The 20,239-nt window shown below is 54.8% G+C and carries 17 protein-coding genes, 1 tRNA gene and 1 pseudogene; 9 read left to right on the top strand and 10 right to left on the bottom strand.

The window, feature by feature from the left end:
- Positions 1-6: 6 nt before the first annotated feature.
- Together SD961_RS17390 and argF are read right to left on the bottom strand one after the other, a co-directional pair.
- On the bottom strand, positions 7-204 hold the full coding sequence (locus SD961_RS17390) for a hypothetical protein (protein WP_318791591.1): 198 nt from the start codon (positions 202-204) through the stop codon (positions 7-9).
- 80 nt (positions 205-284) lie between these two features.
- Entirely contained in the window at positions 285-1,292 is a 1,008-nt protein-coding gene (gene argF / locus SD961_RS17395; protein ID WP_318791592.1) for an ornithine carbamoyltransferase, read from the bottom strand.
- A gap of 159 nt (positions 1,293-1,451) precedes the next feature.
- Here argF and rraB point away from each other — a divergent pair, with 159 nt between their 5' ends.
- Both rraB and miaE read left to right on the top strand, forming a co-directional pair.
- Positions 1,452-1,871, top strand: coding sequence for a ribonuclease E inhibitor RraB (gene rraB / locus SD961_RS17400; RefSeq protein ID WP_318791593.1), 420 nt, complete (start codon positions 1,452-1,454; stop codon positions 1,869-1,871).
- A 124-nt stretch (positions 1,872-1,995) separates the two neighbouring features.
- Positions 1,996-2,757, top strand: coding sequence for a tRNA isopentenyl-2-thiomethyl-A-37 hydroxylase MiaE (miaE, locus tag SD961_RS17405; protein WP_318791594.1), 762 nt, complete (start codon positions 1,996-1,998; stop codon positions 2,755-2,757).
- A gap of 26 nt (positions 2,758-2,783) precedes the next feature.
- Here miaE and SD961_RS17410 read toward each other — a convergent pair whose 3' ends face one another.
- The 4 genes from SD961_RS17410 to pepA all read right to left on the bottom strand — a co-directional run bounded on the left by SD961_RS17410 (position 2,784) and on the right by pepA (position 8,273).
- Complete coding sequence (locus SD961_RS17410; RefSeq protein WP_318791595.1) at positions 2,784-3,287, bottom strand: GNAT family N-acetyltransferase; 504 nt, start codon at positions 3,285-3,287, stop codon at positions 2,784-2,786.
- 151 nt (positions 3,288-3,438) lie between these two features.
- Entirely contained in the window at positions 3,439-6,294 is a 2,856-nt protein-coding gene (locus SD961_RS17415; RefSeq protein WP_318791596.1) for a valine--tRNA ligase, read from the bottom strand.
- A gap of 5 nt (positions 6,295-6,299) precedes the next feature.
- On the bottom strand, positions 6,300-6,755 hold the full coding sequence (locus SD961_RS17420) for a DNA polymerase III subunit chi (RefSeq protein ID WP_306210280.1): 456 nt from the start codon (positions 6,753-6,755) through the stop codon (positions 6,300-6,302).
- Positions 6,756-6,761: 6 nt separating this feature from the next.
- Entirely contained in the window at positions 6,762-8,273 is a 1,512-nt protein-coding gene (gene pepA / locus SD961_RS17425) for a leucyl aminopeptidase (protein ID WP_318791597.1), read from the bottom strand.
- Positions 8,274-8,541: 268 nt separating this feature from the next.
- Between pepA and lptF the strand changes: the two genes are divergently transcribed.
- From lptF to SD961_RS17445, 4 genes are all read left to right on the top strand, one after another.
- Positions 8,542-9,642 (top strand): LPS export ABC transporter permease LptF, encoded by a 1,101-nt coding sequence (gene lptF / locus SD961_RS17430; protein WP_318791599.1) that lies wholly within the window; start codon positions 8,542-8,544, stop codon positions 9,640-9,642.
- Positions 9,642-10,718, top strand: coding sequence for an LPS export ABC transporter permease LptG (gene lptG / locus SD961_RS17435; protein WP_318791600.1), 1,077 nt, complete (start codon positions 9,642-9,644; stop codon positions 10,716-10,718). Before lptF ends, lptG begins: the two co-directional genes overlap by 1 nt.
- Positions 10,719-11,280: 562 nt before the next feature.
- Complete coding sequence (locus SD961_RS17440; RefSeq protein WP_318791601.1) at positions 11,281-11,694, top strand: DUF2382 domain-containing protein; 414 nt, start codon at positions 11,281-11,283, stop codon at positions 11,692-11,694.
- 22 nt (positions 11,695-11,716) lie between these two features.
- Positions 11,717-12,832 carry a YsnF/AvaK domain-containing protein gene (locus SD961_RS17445; RefSeq protein WP_318791602.1) on the top strand — a complete coding sequence of 372 codons (1,116 nt, stop codon included), beginning with the start codon at positions 11,717-11,719 and terminating at the stop codon, positions 12,830-12,832.
- A gap of 10 nt (positions 12,833-12,842) precedes the next feature.
- Here SD961_RS17445 and SD961_RS17450 read toward each other — a convergent pair whose 3' ends face one another.
- Both SD961_RS17450 and SD961_RS17455 read right to left on the bottom strand, forming a co-directional pair.
- Positions 12,843-14,144, bottom strand: coding sequence for a DUF445 domain-containing protein (locus SD961_RS17450; protein WP_318791603.1), 1,302 nt, complete (start codon positions 14,142-14,144; stop codon positions 12,843-12,845).
- A 173-nt stretch (positions 14,145-14,317) separates the two neighbouring features.
- Complete coding sequence (locus tag SD961_RS17455; protein ID WP_412916698.1) at positions 14,318-14,632, bottom strand: helicase HerA-like domain-containing protein; 315 nt, start codon at positions 14,630-14,632, stop codon at positions 14,318-14,320.
- A 141-nt stretch (positions 14,633-14,773) separates the two neighbouring features.
- Between SD961_RS17455 and SD961_RS17460 the strand changes: the two genes are divergently transcribed.
- On the top strand, positions 14,774-15,394 hold the full coding sequence (locus SD961_RS17460) for a LysE family translocator (protein ID WP_318791604.1): 621 nt from the start codon (positions 14,774-14,776) through the stop codon (positions 15,392-15,394).
- Positions 15,395-15,662: 268 nt separating this feature from the next.
- Here SD961_RS17460 and SD961_RS17465 read toward each other — a convergent pair whose 3' ends face one another.
- Positions 15,663-16,169: a DUF2501 domain-containing protein gene (locus SD961_RS17465; RefSeq protein WP_318791605.1), complete on the bottom strand. Its 507-nt coding sequence runs from the start codon at positions 16,167-16,169 to the stop codon at positions 15,663-15,665.
- A 321-nt stretch (positions 16,170-16,490) separates the two neighbouring features.
- Between SD961_RS17465 and SD961_RS17470 the strand changes: the two genes are divergently transcribed.
- Together SD961_RS17470 and SD961_RS17475 are read left to right on the top strand one after the other, a co-directional pair.
- Positions 16,491-16,575: transfer RNA gene (locus tag SD961_RS17470), tRNA-Leu, on the top strand.
- A gap of 132 nt (positions 16,576-16,707) precedes the next feature.
- Positions 16,708-18,405: pseudogene (locus SD961_RS17475) on the top strand (primase-like DNA-binding domain-containing protein); the annotation flags it as partial.
- Positions 18,406-18,749: 344 nt separating this feature from the next.
- On the opposite strand, the gene SD961_RS17480 reads toward SD961_RS17475, so the two are convergent.
- On the bottom strand, positions 18,750-19,808 hold the full coding sequence (locus SD961_RS17480; RefSeq protein WP_318791606.1) for a ParA family protein: 1,059 nt from the start codon (positions 19,806-19,808) through the stop codon (positions 18,750-18,752).
- Positions 19,809-20,239: the final 431 nt, after the last annotated feature.

Genomic DNA, 20,239 nt, shown 5'->3' on the forward strand with positions numbered 1-20,239 from the left:
CTCCTCTTAACCTTCACCCTTCAGTGCCAACGAAGGCCTGAAAGCTGTCGGCATGCCAATGCTGCGAGCTGAAAAATGGGCAAAAAAAAGCCCCTCACTGAGGGGCTTTTTTTTATGATCGGCGGTGCCAGGGAAGAAGAAACGGCGCTGCCCGCCTGCGGACAGGCTGGTCACTCCAGCAATGTGAACGGTACTCAGTTTCATGCATCCTCCCGGCAAACGGTGGCGATTATACGCGTTCAGTTTGCGGCGGCAAGCAAAAATCCGCTCCTCTGAGCGCCTGATTACAGCCTGGCCAGCGTCGCAACCATTACCGCTTTGATGGTGTGCAGGCGGTTTTCCGCCTGGTCAAACACCACGCTGTGCGCAGATTCAAAGACATCATTGGTCACTTCCATGCCGCCGTGCAAATCGTATTGTTCAGCCATCTGCCGACCCAGCGTGGTCTGATCGTCGTGGAAGGCAGGCAGACAGTGCAGGAATTTCACCTTTGGGTTACCGGTTAATGCCAGCATCGCGCTGTTGACCTGATAGGGACGCAGCAGAGCAATACGCTCTTTCCACACCTCTTTCGGCTCGCCCATTGAGACCCAGACGTCGGTGTAGATGAAGTCCGCGCCGTAAACGCCTTCCGCAATCTCTTCCGTCAGGGTGATTTTGCCACCGTTTTTCTCTGCGGCCTGGCGGCACTCGGCCACCAGCGCCTCCTCCGGCCAGCAGCCTTTCGGCGCCACCAGACGCAGATCAAGGCCGACCAGCGCCGCCGCTTCCATCATCGTGTTGCCCATGTTGTTACGCGCGTCGCCCACGTAAGCAAAAGTCATCTGGCTGAAGGCTTTTTCCGGCAGATGTTCCTGCATGGTCAGCAGATCGGCCAGCAGCTGAGTGGGGTGAAACTCGTTGGTCAGACCGTTCCATACCGGCACGCCCGCATGTTCAGCCAGCGACTCCACCAGCGCCTGGCCATGACCGCGATACTGAATGCCGTCATAGATCCGGCCCAGCACGCGGGCGGTATCTTTCATCGACTCTTTGTGGCCAATCTGGCTGCCGCTCGGGCCGAGGTAAGTGACGTTAGCGCCCTGATCGTAAGCGGCAACTTCGAAAGAGCATCGGGTGCGGGTCGAGTCTTTTTCGAAGATGAGCGCAATATTTTTGCCTTTCAGGTGCTGAATTTCTTCGCCATTTTTCTTATCAATTTTAAGCGTTGACGCCAGCGCAAGCAGGCCGGTCAGCTCCGCAGGCGTGAAATCCAGCAGCCTGAGAAAATGGCGTTGATATAAGTGACTCATAAAGCACTCCAGGTGACATTTATTGAATTAAAATTCAATCTAACCGTATGAATATGCATTTTCAACCCCGCCGTGCAGAAACTTTTGTTTAAAGGTAGTGGCGGGAACGGCACTGTGGGAAAATACTCTCAAGAGATGCCACATACTGAGGAACGGATCATGGCAAACGAAGCCTTGCTGGAAGAGCAGCGTGAAGAGACGCGGCTGATTATTGAAGAGCTGTTAGATGACGGTAGCGACCCGGATGCACTCTATACCATCGAACACCACCTCTCCTGCGACAGCTTCGACGCGCTGGAAAAGGCGGCGGTAGAAGCGTTCAAAATGGGTTATGAAGTGACCGAGCCGGAAGAGCTGGAGCTGGAAGATGGCAGCAAAGTGATGTGCTGCGATATTCTCAGTGAAGGTGCGCTGAATGCAGAGCTGATTGATGCTCAGGTTGAGCAACTGGTGGATCTGGCCGGTAAGTTCAACGTCGACTACGACGGCTGGGGCACCTATTTTGAAGATCCTGATGCACAGGATGAAGAGGAAGATGGCGACTTCATCGACGAAGAAGATAACGGCATCCGCCACTGATTAAGTTTTATCAGGCCCGGCCCTGTGCCCGGCCTGTTTATTATCCGGGAGGCCCGTACGCGCTCCACAAGACTCCAGGGGTGAACGCCGCTTCGCCCTTATTCATTTTCCGGACTCTCTCTTCATGAATACCGAACCTCTTCTTGCCCCCATTCACGCTTTCCTGCACTGCCGCACGCCGCAGGCATGGATTGATGAAGCCCGTAAACCTGAGAACCTGCCGCTGCTGCTGACTGACCATCTGGTCTGCGAACTGAAAGCAGCCCAGACCGCCATGTGGCTGATCCGCCGTTACGTGGCAGACAAAGAGAGTAGCGAGGCGCTGCTGGCCTGGCTGAAGCCGTGGGAAGAGTTTATTCATCAGCAGACCAACGATCTGACCTTTCTTGAGCAACAGAAAGGGTTGTCGAAGGCGGTGATCAGCCGTGCTGACGTAAAGTACGGCGATGTGCTGGTGGACAAAATGGTACTGCTGATTAAAGAGGAGCTGCACCACTTTTATCAGGTGCTGGAGATTATGCAGGCGCGCGGTATTCCCTATATCAAAATTACTGCCAGCCGCTATGCCAAAGGGCTGCTGCGTGAAATCACCACTCACGAACCGCAGACGCTGGTGGATAAACTGATCTGTGGTGCCTACATCGAAGCGCGCTCCTGCGAGCGGTTTGCCAGCCTGGCGCCCCATCTGGATCGGGAGCTGGCGGCCTTTTACGTTTCGCTGCTGCGTTCAGAGGCCAGACATTATCAGGATTATCTGGCCCTGGCAGAACAGGTAGCAAAAGCGGATATCAGTGATCGCGTCAGGAAAATTGGCGAGACGGAGGCGCAGCTGATCCAGCAGCCCGACAGCCAGCTGAGATTTCACAGCGGCGTACCGGCCTTCTGACTAATGCAGCCCGCGCCCCGGCTGCATTAAAGCGTCTTCAGCATTGTGACTTCGCAGTCCACGTGACCGGTATTGCCCATCGGGCCGTCAATATGCTCAAAGCCAAGATGTTCATATAAACGAATAGCGCGGGTCAGTGACGCCGTTGTTTCAAGATAGCAGCGTCTGAAACCGCGCTCGCGGGCAAAATCCATCGCCTGCATTGCCAGCTCGCGCGCCAGCCCCATGCCGCGTACCGCAGGCATAAAGTACATCTTCTGCAGCTCGCATACTCCTTCTTCACTGCCATGCAGCGGCGCAACGCCACCGCCGCCCACAATCTTCCCTTCAAGCTCAATCACCCAGTAGGCGCTGTCCGGCTCGCTGTAAAGCTCAAACAGATGGTCAAGATTTGGATCGGCGACGGTAAAGCCTTTATCGGCGGTAAGGCCAAATTCGGCGGAAACGTCGCGGATCACGCGGGCGATATGCGGATTATCAGCGAGTTGCATCGGGCGCACCCGAAGAGAAGTCGTCGTAAAAATAGTCATAGCGGTGCCGTGTTAGTCTGTATAGAAGCAGTGTAATAATATTAAGCGGTGTGATGCAAACTTCACCTGCTCCGGCCTGCAATGTAGCCCGACAATAAAAAAGGCCCGGTGAGAAGCTCTCAGCCGGGCCTGTGGTACAGGGCGCTTATGCTTACAGCGCTTTGATGACTGCCTGTTGTTCAATCAGTTTCGCTTTCGCCTGGCCGAACTCGGTCATACGCTCGCGCTCTTTGGCTACCACCGCTTCTGGCGCGCGGGAGACAAAGCCTTCGTTCGACAGCTTGCTTTCGATCTTGCCGATTTCCACTTCCAGCTTGGTGACCTCTTTCGCCAGACGTTCCAGCTCAGCCGCCTTGTCCACCAGATCCGCCATCGGGATCAGCAGCTCTGCGCCGTCGATGATTTTGGTAACCGAAACCGGTGCTTTCTCATCAGCAGTCAGACAGGTGATGCTCTGCAGACGCGCCAGCGTTTTCAGGAAGTTGTGGTTATCGTTCACACGACGAACCACATCCGCGCTGGCACCGCGCAGCAGCACATCCAGCGGCTTGGAAGGGGAGAGATTCATCTCCGCACGGATATTACGCACGGCAACGATAGCCTGCTTCAGCCACTCGGTATCGCTCAGCGCGGCTTCGTCCACCTTAGCGGTGTCGAAAGCTGGCATCGGCTGCAGCATGATGGTGTCGTCGCTGATGTTTTTCAGCACTTTCACCCGCTGCCAGATGGTTTCCGTGATAAACGGAATAATCGGGTGCGCCAGGCGCAGCAGGGATTCCAGCACCTCAACCAGCGTATGACGGGTGCCGCGCAGCTGCGCTTCCGTTCCGCCCGTCATCACCGGCTTGGCCAGCTCCAGATACCAGTCGCAGAACTGGTTCCAGGTGAACTCATACAGGATGCCGGCCGCAATATCGAAGCGGAAGGTATCCAGCGCTTCGCGGTAGGCTTTCACCGTCTGATTGAACTCAGCAAGGATCCAGCGGTCCGCCAGCGACAGCTCCAGTTCACCGCCGTTGAAGCCGCAATCCTGCTCTTCGGTGTTCATCAGTACAAAGCGGCTGGCGTTCCAGAGCTTGTTACAGAAGTTACGGTAGCCTTCCAGGCGCTTCATGTCCCAGTTGATGTCGCGGCCGGTAGAGGCCAGCGCCGCCAGGGTGAAGCGCAGAGCATCGGTGCCGTGCGGCTCAATGCCGTTCGGGAACTGCTTCTCGGTGCGCTTGCGGATCTTATCGGCCAGCTGCGGCTGCATCATGTTGCCGGTGCGCTTGGCAAGCAGATCTTCCAGCGAAATGCCGTCAACCATATCCAGAGGATCGATGACGTTGCCTTTCGATTTCGACATCTTCTGCCCTTCATCGTCACGGATCAGGCCGGTCATATAGACCTTTTTGAACGGAACCTGAGGCTTGCCATCTTCATCCTTGATGAAGTGCATGGTCAGCATGATCATGCGGGCGATCCAGAAGAAGATGATGTCGAAGCCGCTCACCATCACGCTGGTGGGGTGGAAGGTGCGCAGCGCCTCGGTGTTTTCTGGCCAGCCCAGGGTGGAGAAAGTCCACAGGCCGGAAGAGAACCAGGTATCCAGGACATCTTCATCCTGGTTCAACGCCACGTCGGCGGCCAGATTGTTCTCTTCACGCACCTCTTCTTCGGTGCGGCCTACATAGACGTTGCCTTCGGCATCATACCAGGCCGGGATGCGGTGACCCCACCACAGCTGACGGGAGATACACCAGTCCTGAATATCACGCATCCAGGAGAAGTACATGTTTTCATACTGCTTAGGTACAAACTGGATCTCGCCCTGCTCAACGGCTTCCACCGCCACTTTTGCCAGCGGCGCGGTACGCACGTACCACTGGTCGGTCAGCATCGGCTCGATAACCACGCCGCCACGGTCGCCGTAAGGCACGGTAAGATCGTGTGGCTTAACCTCTTCCAGCAGGCCCAGCGCATCTACAGCGGCCACAATCGCTTTACGCGCGGCGAAACGCTCCAGATTCTGGAATTCAACCGGGATGGCGGCGTCGTAAATGTCAGACTCTTCGCCGTTGCAGTCATAGACCTGCGCCAGATCGCGAATATCGCCATCAAAGGTCAGAATATTGATCATCGGCAGCTTGTGGCGGCGGCCCACTTCATAGTCGTTGAAGTCGTGCGCCGGGGTGATTTTCACGCAGCCGGTGCCTTTCTCCATATCCGCGTGCTCGTCGTCCACGATCGGAATGCGACGATCAACAAATGGCAGCACCACAAACTTGCCGATCAGATCTTTATAACGCGGATCTTCCGGGTTCACGGCCACGCCGGTATCGCCCAGCACTGTCTCCGGGCGGGTGGTGGCTACCACCAGATAATCTTTGCCGTCGGCGGTTTTAGCGCCGTCAGCCAGCGGATAGCGGATATGCCACATCGAGCCTTTCGACTCGCGGTTTTCCACTTCAAGGTCGGAAATGGCGGTGCGCAGTTTAGGATCCCAGTTTACCAGGCGTTTGCCACGGTAGATCAGGTCTTCTTTGTACAGGCGCACAAACACTTCTTTTACCGCATGAGAGAGGCCATCATCCATGGTGAAGCGCTCGCGCTCCCAGTCCACGGAGTTACCCAGGCGGCGCATCTGACGGGTGATGGTACCGCCGGACTCTGCTTTCCACTCCCAGATTTTGTCGATAAACGCTTCGCGACCATAGTCCTTACGCGTTTTGCCCTCTTCAGCGGCAATTTTACGCTCAACCACCATCTGCGTGGCGATACCCGCGTGGTCAGTACCCGCCTGCCACAGGGTATTTTTACCCTGCATGCGCTGGTAGCGGATCAGAGTATCCATGATCGTTTGCTGGAATGCGTGACCCATATGCAAGCTGCCGGTAACGTTCGGCGGCGGGATCATTATGCAGTAGCTTTCCTGGCTGGTATCGCCATTAGGTTTGAAGTAGCCCTGCTGTTCCCAGTGCTCGTAAAGCGGCTGTTCGATCTCTTGCGGGTTATATGTCTTTTCCATTTCTGCTATGTCTTAGGCACGGGAGGCGGTGCCGTATTCAAGTGGAATCCAACGCTGCGATACGCTTTGTAGCGGTCGCGCGCCAGCTGTTTCAATGATTCTTCGTAAGGGACGAAGTCTACCACTTCATAGAAAGCGGTGGCAAAATCTGCAAACTGCGGCAGCAGGCTGATCAGCAGGTCACGCGGGGCGTTTCCCCGACGCTGTGGCCACGCCAGCTCAACCGGTGCGCCATACTTCGGTCCTTCACCCGCCAGATTATGCGGCACAAAGGCGTTCGCCGGACGCTGCCACAGCGCTTCGTCCAGCCGGACAGCCTGCGCTTCATCCTCACAGGCTACCAATACGCGTTTCCCCTCGCGCCAGCGCGCCTCTGCTATATCGCAGACCAGCGCCTCAAGGGCGCTGATCCCGTCAACCGGGGTATCGGTTTCCAGCAGATAGAAGGTTGCGGTTTTCATCAGTTTTTAATCGTCGCCGTTAAGGCCAGCACGGTTCAACAGGAACTGGGAGAGCAACGCCACAGGACGGCCGGTAGCCCCTTTGGCTTTGCCGGAGCGCCAGGCCGTACCCGCGATGTCCAGATGCGCCCAGTTATATTTACGGGCAAAACGCGCCAGGAAGCAGGCGGCGGTAATCGCTCCGCCAGGACGGCCACCAATGTTTGCCATATCGGCAAAGTTGGAGTCCAGCTGCTCCTGATACTCATCCGCCATCGGCAGACGCCAGGCGCGGTCACCCGCCTGTTCAGAGGCGCCAATCAGCTCATGCGCCAGCGGGTTGTGGTTCGACAGCAGGCCGCTGACGTGGTGACCCAGCGCAATCACGCAGGCACCGGTCAGGGTAGCGACATCAATCACCACGTCCGGATCGAAACGTTCCACGTAGGTCAGTGCATCGCACAGCACCAGACGGCCTTCCGCATCAGTATTCAGCACTTCCACGGTCTGACCGGACATGGTGGTCAGTACGTCTCCCGGACGGTAAGCGCGGCCACCAGGCATGTTTTCACAGCCTGCCAGTACGCCCACCACGTTCAGCGGCAGATTCAGCTCGGCCACCATACGCATAACACCGTAGACCGACGCCGCGCCGCACATGTCATACTTCATCTCGTCCATCGCTTCGCCCGGCTTGATGGAGATGCCGCCGGAGTCGAAGGTGACGCCTTTACCTACCAGTACGATGGGCTTGCTCTCTGCGTCAGGGCTGCCTTTATATTCGATAACCGACATCAGCGACTCGTTCTGCGAGCCCTGGCCCACGGCCAGATAGGCGTTCATGCCCAGCTCTTTCATCTGCTGCTCGCCAATCACGCGGGTAGTGATGTTCTTGCTGTAGGCATCGGCCAGCTGACGCGCCTGAGAAGCCAGGTAGGCGGCGTTACAGATATTTGGCGGCATATTACCGAGGTCTTTCGCGGCTTTGACACCGGCAGCCACGGCCAGACCGTGCTGAATGGCGCGCTCGCCGCTGGTGAGTTCACGGCGGGTAGGCACGTTAAAGACCATTTTGCGCAGCGGACGGCGCGGCTCGGTTTTATTGCTTTTCAGCTGATCGAAGCTGTACAACGTCTCTTTAGAGGTCTCCACTGCCTGGCGTACTTTCCAGTAAGTGTTGCGGCCTTTAACGTGTAGCTCGGTCAGGAAGCAGACCGCTTCCATTGAACCGGTATCGTTCAGCGTGTTGATGGTTTTCTGGATCACCTGTTTGTACTGACGCTCATCAAGCTCGCGCTCTTTGCCGCAGCCAATCAGCAGAATGCGCTCAGAGAGAATATTGGGCACGTGATGAAGCAGCAAGGTCTGGCCGACTTTGCCTTCCAGTTCGCCCCGGCGGAGCAGGGCGCTGATGTAGCCATCGCTGATCTTATCCAGCTGTTCAGCAATCGGTGACAGCCTGCGCGGTTCAAACACGCCAACCACGATACAGGCACTGCGCTGCTTTTCCGGGCTACCGCTTTTTACACTGAACTCCATGCACTCTCCTGAATCTTAAAGACAACGGCGCTTGCTGCGGCTAGAATGTAGCGCTTTCGTCAAGCTCGGTGCCAGGCATTACGCCACTGGGGTATCGGGCGTCTGAATGAGTTTTGGTGATAATACGTTTTTTTTTGCATCACCAGAACGCGATTGTTGTCATACTATTTTAGCTATGACGGAGGCCATTGATGAGAAAAAATGGCGTATAAGCGATGAAACTAGCGATTTTCCTGCAAAAAGACAAGTTTTCACAGGCGTACTCAGCGTGATCATCATTAGATATCTGGTTAGGGAAACGCTCAAAAGCCAGCTGGCTATCCTCTTCATCCTGCTACTGATCTTCTTTTGTCAGAAGTTAGTCAGGATTTTGGGTGCCGCGGTGGATGGCGAAATTCCAACAAATTTAGTCCTGACATTATTGGGCCTTGGCGTGCCAGAGATGGCGCAGCTTATCCTGCCACTGAGCCTGTTTTTAGCCATTTTGATGACGCTTGGGCGGTTATACACCGAAAGCGAGATCACGGTGATGCATGCCTGCGGCCTGAGCAAAGCGGTGCTGGTGAAGGCTGCGATGGTGCTGATGCTGTTCACCTCGGTGGTGGCTGCCGTCAATGTCGCCTGGCTTGGTCCCTGGTCTTCCCGCTATCAAAGCGAAGTTACGCAAAACGCAAAAGCTAACCCAGGCGCCGCCGCGCTGGCTGCCGGACAGTTCCAGCAGTCGGGGGACGGCCAGTCGGTGATGTTCATTGAGAACGTTAAGGGCAACACGTTTGGCAACGTCTTCCTGGCGCAGCTGCGGCCTAAAGGCAATGCCCGTCCTTCTGTGGTGCTGGCTGATAAAGGCCACATGACCCAGCGGCCAGACGGCTCGCAGGTAGTGACGCTGGAGAAAGGTACCCGTTTTGAAGGCACGGCGATGCTGCGCGACTTCCGCATCACGGACTTTGTGAACTATCAGGCGATTGTCGGGCATCAGGACGTGGTGCTGGACCCGAACGATGCCGAGCAGATGGATTTCAAAACGCTGGCGCAGTCCAGCAAGCCGGAGTTCAGAAGCGAGTTCCACTGGCGCATCACGCTGGTGTTCTCGGTGCTGGTGATGGCGTTAATGGTAGTGCCGCTCAGCGTGGTTAACCCACGTCAGGGCCGCGTCCTGTCGATGCTGCCCGCTATGCTGCTCTATCTGATCTTCTTCCTGCTGCAGAGTTCGCTGCGCTCCAGCGGCCAGAAAGGCCGCCTCGATCCCGCAGTCTGGATGTGGGTGGTGAATATCTCTTACCTGGCGCTGGCCGTGCTGCTTAATCTGTGGGATACCGTGCCCATGCGGCGTTTCCGTGCCCGCTTCAGCAAGGGAGGCTCCGTCTGATGTTTGGCGTACTCGACAGATATATCGGTAAAACGATCTTCAACACCATCATGGCGACGCTGTTTATGCTGGTGTCGCTCTCTGGCATCATCAAATTTGTGGACCAGCTGCGCAAAACCGGGCAGGGCGAATACACCGCGCTGGGTGCCGGGTTGTATACCGTGCTCAGCGTGCCGAAGGATATTGAAATCTTCTTCCCGATGGCCGCCCTGCTTGGCGCGCTGCTAGGGCTGGGGACGCTGGCACAGCGGAGTGAGCTGGTGGTCATGCAGGCTTCCGGCTTTACGCGGATGCAGATCGCCGCCTCGGTGATGAAAACGGCCATCCCGCTGGTACTGCTGACCATGGCAATTGGTGAGTTTGTGGCGCCGCAGGGCGAGCAGATGGCGCGTAACTACCGTGCGCAGCAGCTGGTGGGCGGTTCGCTGCTCTCCACGCAGAACGGCCTGTGGGCAAAGGATGGCGATAACTTTATCTTTATTGAACGCATCAAGGATAACAGTGAGCTGACCGGCATCAGCATTTACAGCTTCAACAAAGAGCGCCGCCTGCAAAACGTGCGCTACGCGGCTTCCGCTAAGTACAATGCGGATAAAAAGTCCTGGGATTTGGCGCAGGTGGATCAGTCTGACCTCACCAATCCTAAGCAGGTCAGCGGTAGTCAGACGCTGAGCGGCGAATGGAAAACCACGCTGACGCCAGACAAGCTGGGCGTGGTGGCGCTGGACCCGGATGCGCTCTCTATCAGCGGCCTCTATAACTATGTGAAGTATCTGAAGCAGAGCGGTCAGGTTGCCGGACGTTACCAGCTGAACATGTGGAGCAAAATCTTCCAGCCGCTGTCGGTGGCGGTGATGATGCTGATGGCACTGTCGTTTATCTTTGGCCCGCTGCGCAGCGTGTCGATGGGGATGCGGGTAGTTACCGGTATCAGCTTCGGCTTCCTGTTCTACGTGCTGGATCAGATCTTCGGGCCGCTGAGCCTGGTGTATAACATCCCGCCGATCCTCGGCGCGTTGCTGCCAAGCGCAGCGTTCTTCGCCATCAGCGTCTATATGCTGCTGAAACGGCGTTAATCAGGCCTGGCAGGCAGCACATACGCTGTCAGCCTTCAGCCATACTGAAACCGCATCAGAACTCAGGCTCATCAGCGAAAGCTGGCGAGCCTGAGTTGTTTTTATCGCCCGCAAAGCGTGTCGATATCATTCCCGCTTATTGCAGAATGTCACTTTCAGCGGACTGCAAGGTCTGATGAAACAGACGCAGGAGGGCCAGGCGCGCATCGCTTTTATCTCTGTGGTGTCACTTTTCCAGCCCGGCGTTGACATAACCTCTGCTACCAGGTGGCTCAGAGAAAAACAGTAATATAATGACCTTGCCTGCCGCTTCGCTTATTGCAATTACCTGTGTTGGTTATATTTATTTAAAAATTAAAAACAGGCTCGAAGAGAATAAACTGACGCCGTTATCGCTGAAGGTAATTTACGTTAACAATAAGGGCCAGCCTTTATTTAGCTTTGTCAGTGAAAAAAAATTTCCATTACATTTTATTTTCCTTCCCACCGCTAAAGCGTTCCGGCTGCGCTAAGATCTAATCACTTTGCGTCATTAATCTCTTGCCTTATTAAAGGAGTCGCTATGGGCGGCAAATCCGATCCCCTGAGGCCAGCTTCCGGTGAGGAGCAACGGCTGCCGCTGTCGGAGGAACATGCCACTCTCACTAAGGCTCGCGTGCTGGACAGCCGCATCAAAATCGAGCGAACCACTACCTCTGCTGCCGAGCTGCTTGAAACCGAATTAGCGCGCGATGAAGTAGAGATTAAGCATATCGCTAAGAACCAGCTGGTAGAGGATGACTACTCTGCTGAAGTTCGTTATGAAGGCGACCTCTTAATTATTCCGGTTATAGAAGAGCGCGTTGAAATTATCCGCCGGAAAATCCTGAAAGAAGAAGTGCATATCCGTAAAGTCAAAAAAGTAGAGCCTTATCAACAAAACGTTTTGATAAGAAGCCAGGAGGTGAAGATTCGTAAGGAGAAAGGAAAACCCTAAACCCATTTACGAGGAATCTGTTATGGCACATGAAAAAATCGTTACCGCATTCAACCAGGAACAGCAGGCGCAGGTTGCCCGGGAAAAGCTGATTGCCGAAGGCATTGCCGAGAAAAATATCGATATCATCTCCGGTGAGCGCCTGCGGGTGGAAGACAAAGAGATTCGCCATCCCAGCTTCTGGCAGCGCATTTTTGGCGACGATGTGGATGAAAGTTACGCCAGCGAATATAACCGTGCGCTGCAAACTGGCGGGGTATTGCTGACCGTTCGCGTCTCGAAAGAGGAAGCAGGTAACGTCGAGATGCTGCTGGATCAATATTCCAGTGATTACTCAAGCCTGACGCCAGGCGACGGGCAGGGAACGGATCGTCAGTTGCTGGGGGACACGGATGACCGGCTTTCCAGAGGCGCGGGTGGCAGCTACGAGACGGGAAAAGATGACTCTCTTGCCGCTACATTGGGTGGCAGTCCGGTGAGGGATAATAACGATCCTCTTACCACCACCTCAGGCGGAGGCTATGAGACGAATACGGACGATCGTCTTACTACCGGGGCGGACAGCCGTCTGGGCACGGATACGGACGATCGTCCTACCAGCGGAACGGACAGCCTTCTTGGTACAGAGAGTGATGACCGTTTCGCCACCGACGAACCGCTGTACAATGAAGAGGCAGACCGCCCACTGGCCAATGAAGGCGTAGCGCCGCTCACCAGTGGCGGACTCCAGCGTGATGATCAGCGCGAAGGGCTGACGCTGGCTGAGGAAGAGGTGGAGATTGGTAAACGTCAGGTCAGCGACGGCTTTGTTCGCCTGCGCCGTTACACAGTAGAAGAGTCAGTCTCTGAAGACATTTCGCTCTACGATCAGCATGCCGAAGTGTTTCGCCATGCGGTAGATGAACCCTCCTATCTCAACGATGTTGACTGGTCTGACAAAACCATTGAGGTGGAAGAGTCCCACGAAGTGCCGGTGGTCAGTAAAACGGCCCACATCCGCGAAGAGGTGGGCGTACGAAGCGAAGGCACCGAGCGCGTGGAAACGGTGAAGGACAGCGTGCGTCGCCAGGAAGTGAAGGTGGAAAAAGAGGGCGACACGGAGCACGATCTGTCGCGCCTTGATGACGACCGTAAATAACCCTCTGCCTTTATAATGCTCCCGCGCGGATCCAGTCGATCAGCGCGGGAAGCTGCGTCACTCCCCATAAGATCAGGCCAATCACGCCACCTACCACCGTGCCGTTAATCCGGATGCGCTGTAAATCCTTGCCGATGTTCAACTCAACCTGATGGGACATATCTTTTGCATCCCAGCTTTTCACCGTGTCGCTGATATGGCTGCTAAGAAAGGCGGAGAACTCCGGCGCGGCGCTGGTGGCGGCCTCTTCCATATGCTGATTCAGCGAGGCGCGCAGGCTGGCGTCCTGCATCAGCGTTTCGCCCAGCCACTGACCGGCCGCGCTGACTTTCGCATGCAGCACAGAGTCTGGCTTATCCAGATCCTCCTTCAGCCAGTTGCGCAGGTCGCCCCACAGCTGGCTGATATAGGTGTTCAGCGCCTCATCCTGCTTAAGATAAGCTTTGATCTCTTCCGCTTTGTCCACCATCTCCGGATCGCTGCGCAGCCGCTCAATCAGCCGTTGTACCGCACGGTTAAAACCCTGACGGATCTCGTGCGCGCCATCCTGCTCAATATCGCTAAGAATCGACTTCACCGCGTTGGCGGCCAGCTCCGCGCTTTTTTCTCCTACCCATTCCGTCGGCAGCATCTTCTCTTTCAGAGGATGCTCCCGCTTCAGCCAGCGCATCACCTGCTGGGCGATAAAGTCGTGCGTGCCGGGTTTGTTCACCAGATGCAGCACCTGCGCGATGGCGTCATCCAGCAGCGCCTGATGCCGGTTATTTTTGGTCAGGCTCTCCAGCACCATCGCGGCGGACTGCGTCAGATCGACCTTATCAATCGCCTTGTGGATAGCGCGGCGCATAAACGCCTGAATACGCGTATCATCGGCCAGGTCCAGAAAGCCGCGAACAATCTTCAGCAGATAGCCGCCAAGCCGTGCAGCGTTGTCCGGCTGGCTCAGCCACCTGGCGATGATCTGCGCCGGATCATGACGTCGGATCAGCGTCAGCAGGGATTCGGTATTGAGAAATTTATCCTGGACAAACATCGCCAGGTTATCGGCGATGCGATCTTTATTGCGGGGGATAATGGCGGTGTGGCGGCCCACCAGCGGGATCGGCACGCGGCGGAACAGTGCGCTGACCGCAAACCAGTCCGCCAGTGCGCCGACCATTGACGCTTCCGACACCGCTTTCAGGGCGCCAACCCAGTGATTTGTGGGATACCACAACGGGTAAAGTACGGTGGCAATAAAGAGAAGGGCGGCGCCGCACAGCAACAGCAGCGGCGTCCGTTTTGCTCTGATTAGTTCTGATTCTTTATCCATGGATGCTCTGCTCTCCCGGTTACTGCTTTCCCTAATCCAGCCCATTGCCGGGCTTGTCCCTGTTGGCGCGTTTAACGCAGCCTCTGACTGTAGCAGGGCTGACGACAGATTGTTAATCTCCTTTGGCTGGTGCTGAGGAGTAGTGACTTACCAGAGATCGCGCAGCCAGCGGCTCAGCGCTTTCTGCCGCCCATAATGCTGCCCAGCACGCCGCGAATAATCTGGCTGGTGACCTGACGCGGCGCGCTTTTCGCCACGCTCTGCACTATGCCGTCGCGCTTGCCGCCGCGCGGGCCGGTGCTGCCAAAAAGAATATCCTTCAGCCCGCCCAGAATACCGTCATCCACCGCAATTTCCGCCCGCTTTTGCAGCGTGACGATTTTGCCGGTTCCGGTTACGCCGGTAATCAGCCCGTGGCGGTTAGCCATGCCGGACAGTAAATTAACCGGGAGGCCGGCGGATTTGGCAATCAGCAGTGATTCGGTCATTGATGTAATCCCTGAAGTAAACAAATGGGCAACTTATTCTTTAAGCGTAGCGCCCGGTACGCAGCGAGGCGAGAAGGGGATTGCCCTTTTTAGCCTGGCGTGCGTATGTTATATCGGGATAGTTCTCAGGAGGCGAGAAAAATGGAAACGGCAATTCTGTCGGTGGCAACGATTGGTGGCGCGCTGTTGCTGGGCGCGATGAGTCCTGGCCCAAGCTTTATTTTAGTGGCAAGAACGGCGGTGGCCTCTTCACGGCGGGCAGGTATGGGCGCGGCGCTGGGCATGGGCGTCGGCGCAGTTATTATTTCTCTGATCGCGCTGATGGGGCTGCACACGCTGCTGGCGGCGGTGCCGTGGTTGTGGCTGACGCTGAAGACCGGCGGCGGGCTCTATCTGCTGTGGATGGCGTACAGGATGTTCAAAGGCGCGCGTGAGCCGCTGCATGTGGAAGGGGGAAGCAGCTCTGGTAAAAGTTTCCGTAAGGCTTTTCTGCACGCCTTTATCACCCAGATCAGTAACCCGAAAACGGCGATCGTCACCGCCGGGATATTCGCCGCGCTGCTGCCTGCGCACATCTCTCCGATGATGTATGTGGCGCTGCCTGTCGTATCATTGCTGGTGGATGGCTTGTGGTATGCGTTTGTGGCTTATGCGCTCTCTTCGCGCGGCCCGCGTACCACTTATCTGCGCTATAAGGCGATGTTTGATCGTCTGGGCGGAAGCGTAATGGCGCTGTTGGGCCTCAAGCTTATGGTGAAATAAAAACGAGCCGCACAGTGGCGGCTCGCGGGAAGACGGTGAGGGGACAGCCTCACCGTTTTAGAGAGAGTGAGGAGAGAGCCTTACTGTGATCAGTACAGGTTCAATCTGCTAATCATCAACAGTGACGCTCGCCTTTACTGTAAGAGAGAAAATCTCTTCATGAGCAACAGGCTCGCCTTTTCCATGATAAAAACAATCTCATTATGATCATTTGCCTGGTCTTATCACAAGTGAGGAGATCTTGTGATAATCAACAGGCTCGCCTTTATCAGGAGATAAAGTTTTTGCCCTGCTTCAGCACCAGGTCACAGGCTTTGGTTTTCACCTTCTTGCCCATAGCGGTGTCGCCCAGACTGCTCAGGTTCACCTGCTGGTTATTGCCGGTATTCAGCAGCCCCATCAGACCCTGTTTGTAGTCGGTGGTTTCCTGCTGTTTGGTGGTATCAGTCAGGCCCAGCTTGCCCAGCAGCTGATCTTTCACCGAGCTGACGTTGTTATCCACCAGGTTATTCTTCATGCAGTACTGCAGCACGCCCGTGGCGTTGGTCATGGTGCTGGAGCTGAGCGACTGATTACCGCCGTTCAACAGCCCGGTCAGCGCACCCAGAGAGGTGCCTGTCGGCTGCGGTGAAGTGGTAGAACTGGAGGAGTTAGAATTCTGGCTGAGCGAAGAAGCCGCGCTGCTCAGCTGATCCTGCCAGCTGGCCGCCGAGGCCACACCAGCGAACAAGGAAGTAGAAACCGTCAATGCCAAAACCATCTTAGAAGCTTTCATAGTTAACCCTTTACGTTTGTTATCCGGCGCGCGCCCTCCTGGCATCACGCTTTATCTTCCTTTGGGACTGCCGGAATGCAAGGGAGTTCCGCTGTTGCGGGACAGAGAAGGGCAGGAGGCGGGCTTTGAGATTTGTCTTAAGGAGCAAGGTTGCCCGCTGAGCATTTTATCGATTTCAGGAGAAGGCCAGAACTTCTGTTTATGCTTATGAGAGAGCTGGGCGATGGATTTTTCAGCACTTGCATCACATCGGTGCGGATAGTAGTTGCGTGCTGAGAGGGTAACGGTATAATCCACAACGTTTTCCGCATACCCTTCAGTGCCGAAGTGGCGAAATCGGTAGACGCAGTTGATTCAAAATCAACCGCCGCGAGGCGTGCCGGTTCGATTCCGGCCTTCGGCACCAGTATCCTGTCCAACCCCGTCCGGGGAAGTCCAAAAAAACCTTAAAAATCATTGTGTAGGATGATTTTCTCATCCGGCATCGTCCGAGCACATCCGTTTCAATCCGTTCCACCGCCTGGGCGAACCGGGCGACGTCCTCTGGCTGACCGAAGGCTACGCCACCGGCCTGACCGTGCACCGGCTGACCGGCCAGGCCGTTTACGTCGCCCTGAGCGCCAACAACCTTCCCGCGCTTGCCGGGCGCCTGCATGCCGAATACCCGGAGGCAATGATACTGATTGCCGCCGACCACGACGAGAACGGCACCGGCCAGCTGCGCGCTGAAGCCGCCGCAAAACGCTGCAACGGCAGGCCCGCATTACCGCCCGTCACCGGCGACTGGAACGACGTCTTTCAGGCAGAAGGAGAAATGACCACTCAGGCGATGCTGACCGCCTTCACGCAGCCGGAAGCGCTCAGCCCGTTTGAGTCGGTAAGCGAGGCCGACCTTAAGGCGATGAGCGCCAGCCAGAAGGCAGAGCTGCTGGCCGCGCACTACCTCAACACGCTGGCCGTGCCGGTCGTAGGGGAAGACCTGTGCCGGTATGAGGGCGGCGCGTGGCAGGTGCTTCCTTACCGTGTGCTCAGCCGGGAAATCGCCGCGCTGTTTCAGAAGGTGCGCGCGCCGTTCTCGGCAACCGGTATCGGCGGTATCGTGGATACCCTCAAGCTGATGGTGCCGCAGATGGGCACACCGGCCCGCCGGCTGATTGGTTTTCGTAACGGCGTGTTTGACACCGCGACCGGTACCTTTGGCCCGCACAAAAAAGAGCACTGGCTCAGAACCATCAACAGCGTCGACTACACCACGCCGAAAGCGGGCGAGAATCTGGCGGACGATGCGCCGCACTTCTGGCAGTGGCTGACGCGGGCGGCAGGACGTAATGAGGTGAAGCAGGAGCGTATCCTCGCGGCGTTATTTATGGTGCTGGCAAACCGCTACGACTGGCAGCTGTTCCTCGAGGTAACCGGCCCCGGCGGCAGCGGTAAAAGCGTGATGGCCTCGATTGCCCGCCTGCTGGCCGGAGAGGACAATACCACGGCCGCTACCATCGACACGCTGGAATCGTCACGGGAACGCGCAAGCGTGGTTGGCTACTCGCTGATTATTCTGCCCGACCAGGAGAAGTGGAGCGGTGACGGCGCGGGCATCAAGGCGATAACCGGCGGTGACGCCGTGGCGATTGACCCGAAGTACCGCGACGCCTACTCAACCCACATCCCGGCGGTGATACTGGCGGTGAACAACAACCCGATGCGCTTCAGCGACCGCAGCGGCGGCGTGTCCCGTCGCCGGGTAATCCTGCCGTTCCCGGACGTGATACCGGCAAACGAGCGCGACCCGCAGCTGCTGGAGAAGATTGCCGGTGAGCTGGCGGTTATCGTGCGCCACCTGATGCGGCGCTTCACACGCCCTGACGATGCCCGCGAGCTGCTACAGGCGCAGCAGTCATCGGAAGAGGCGCTGGAAATCAAGCGCAGCGCCGACCCACTGGTTGACTTCTGCGGCTACCTGACGCCGCTGAGCACCCCGAACGGGTTGTTTATCGGCAACGCCAATATCCGGCCCATGAATCCGCGTCGCTACCTCTATCACGCTTATCTGTCCTTTATGGAAGCAAGGGGACATCAGCACCCCATGAGCCTGACGGCATTCGGGCAGGCGGTGCCACAGACGCTGAAGGAGTACGAGATTGAGCTGCTGAAGCGCAAAACGAAGAACGGCTTTCAGACCAGCCTGGAGCTGAGTGAAGAGTGCGAGGCAGACTGGCTGCCCCGTTGTGATGCATAAGCCAGACGACAGACAACAAACCGGCTCCGGCCGGTTTTTTTGCGTCTGGCAGAAGGTGCCTGATAAAGTTAAATCATTCTTTCGTTTATATTTCACTTTTTCCTAAGTTCGTTAATTACCGAGCCAATATCAGCATTAATTACGGGCTGATTCATGCCTTCATGATCTTAAAAAACATAATCAGGTAGTCCGCTATGTGCTAGAAACGGGCGTTGCTAACAACTAGATGCATTAATCAACTGGGAGAAGCTCAGTGCCCCTGCCGTGTCAGTGAGGATTTTAGAAAAACTATTAAATAAAACGCATCAAAAAAGTGCATCTTATAAAAGATGCACATTTCAAAGTTAAAAACTATTTATTATGTGATCAGCCAACTTATCATACTCATCAGCCATCTCATTCATAAGATCAACTTGATTAACCGCCCATTGTCCTCTTCCGCGAAGAGCATTCGTTGGTCTGACTCGAGACAGATAGCGAATAGGTATGTTTTGAATAATACTATCAGGAGCCATAACGTTGAGATCTTCAATCTTTCCTACGGGCTCATAATCAGTAAAATCAGGAACAGCTTCATAAGATGAAATTCGGGAAAGCTGAGGGATCATGTTTTCTTCAATAGCTTTTCTTATTGAACGATGATGAACAGCATCTGCACCAACCTCTTGTTTGATACCATTTTGCTTTCTTGTATCAAATCCATTGAATATCCAGCCACCAAATTTAGGCATTCCTTTGTGGGACACAACTTTATCGCGGGGATTACCACTCAGATACCTTTCCTTGCCTTGTTCCCAATCCCGTATAAATGATGGCAACATCTCGCCAATCAACCCTACGCAATAGGAAGAGAATAAATCAGGTGTGCATGGAACTAAGAAATAGTCTGAGCAATACAATGATGACCTGACAAGAGTATTGAATGAGGGCGGCAAATCTATTAGAACATAATCATAATCAATTTCATTTTTTTCTGATGCTTTTTGAGTTATCAATGCTGGTAAAATAAAACGATATAAACCTGCACCACTTATAACATCAGTACCAACGTTTAAAATATCGGAAAATGTATTGAGCCAAAAATCGCCAGGGACAATATGTAAAACCCCTGCATCTGTTTTAGTTTTTGGTTCAGTTGTATATACTTCACCTATAGCATTTTGTTGTATGTAAGGCAATGCAAATGCTTTGACTGTTTTTCCAAAAGGAAATGCATCAGAAGGTACTAACAACTCAGAAAACTCTTCATCGCCAATACACGCAATCGAAAGATTACATTGTGGGTCGAAGTCGATTAATAAAACACTTTTTCCTTTATCTGCTAGCGACACAGCTAGATTCCAAATTATAGTGGTTTTACCAACACCACCTTTGTTATTAAAAACTGATATAGTTTTTGCCATTTTTAATCCTTATTTTAATTTCAATGGAAAATTATATTTTATGAGAGTCAGATTATATTATTAAGATGTAAAGTTTGATTTTTTTTTGAAACTAGCACGTATTTTGTGATGATTCATGGAATTTCAAGACTAATGATTTGGTTCAGAAACTCCCGTAAATAGTGCAAGCATCCCACTTAACATGAGCATCCACTCTCAGATTTTTTTTACTTTCTGTAGAGCCAACTTCCGCACCCCGCTCATAGCCGCCCTTGCTCCTGCTGAGAGCGCCTTAGTGCCAGAATCTGAAAAGTGGGCATTCACAGCATGTTAGTCAATGGGGAAAGATCACTGCATCCTTGACACTTTATATTCCGAAGCCAAAGCTTCGGGAAATTGTGCAAGCGCAGCTATAATTCCGCATGCATTTTTATTTAGCCTTAATATTAAAA

This window comes from Erwinia sp. MMLR14_017 (assembly GCF_033657285.1).
GTDB lineage: Bacteria > Pseudomonadota > Gammaproteobacteria > Enterobacterales > Enterobacteriaceae > Erwinia.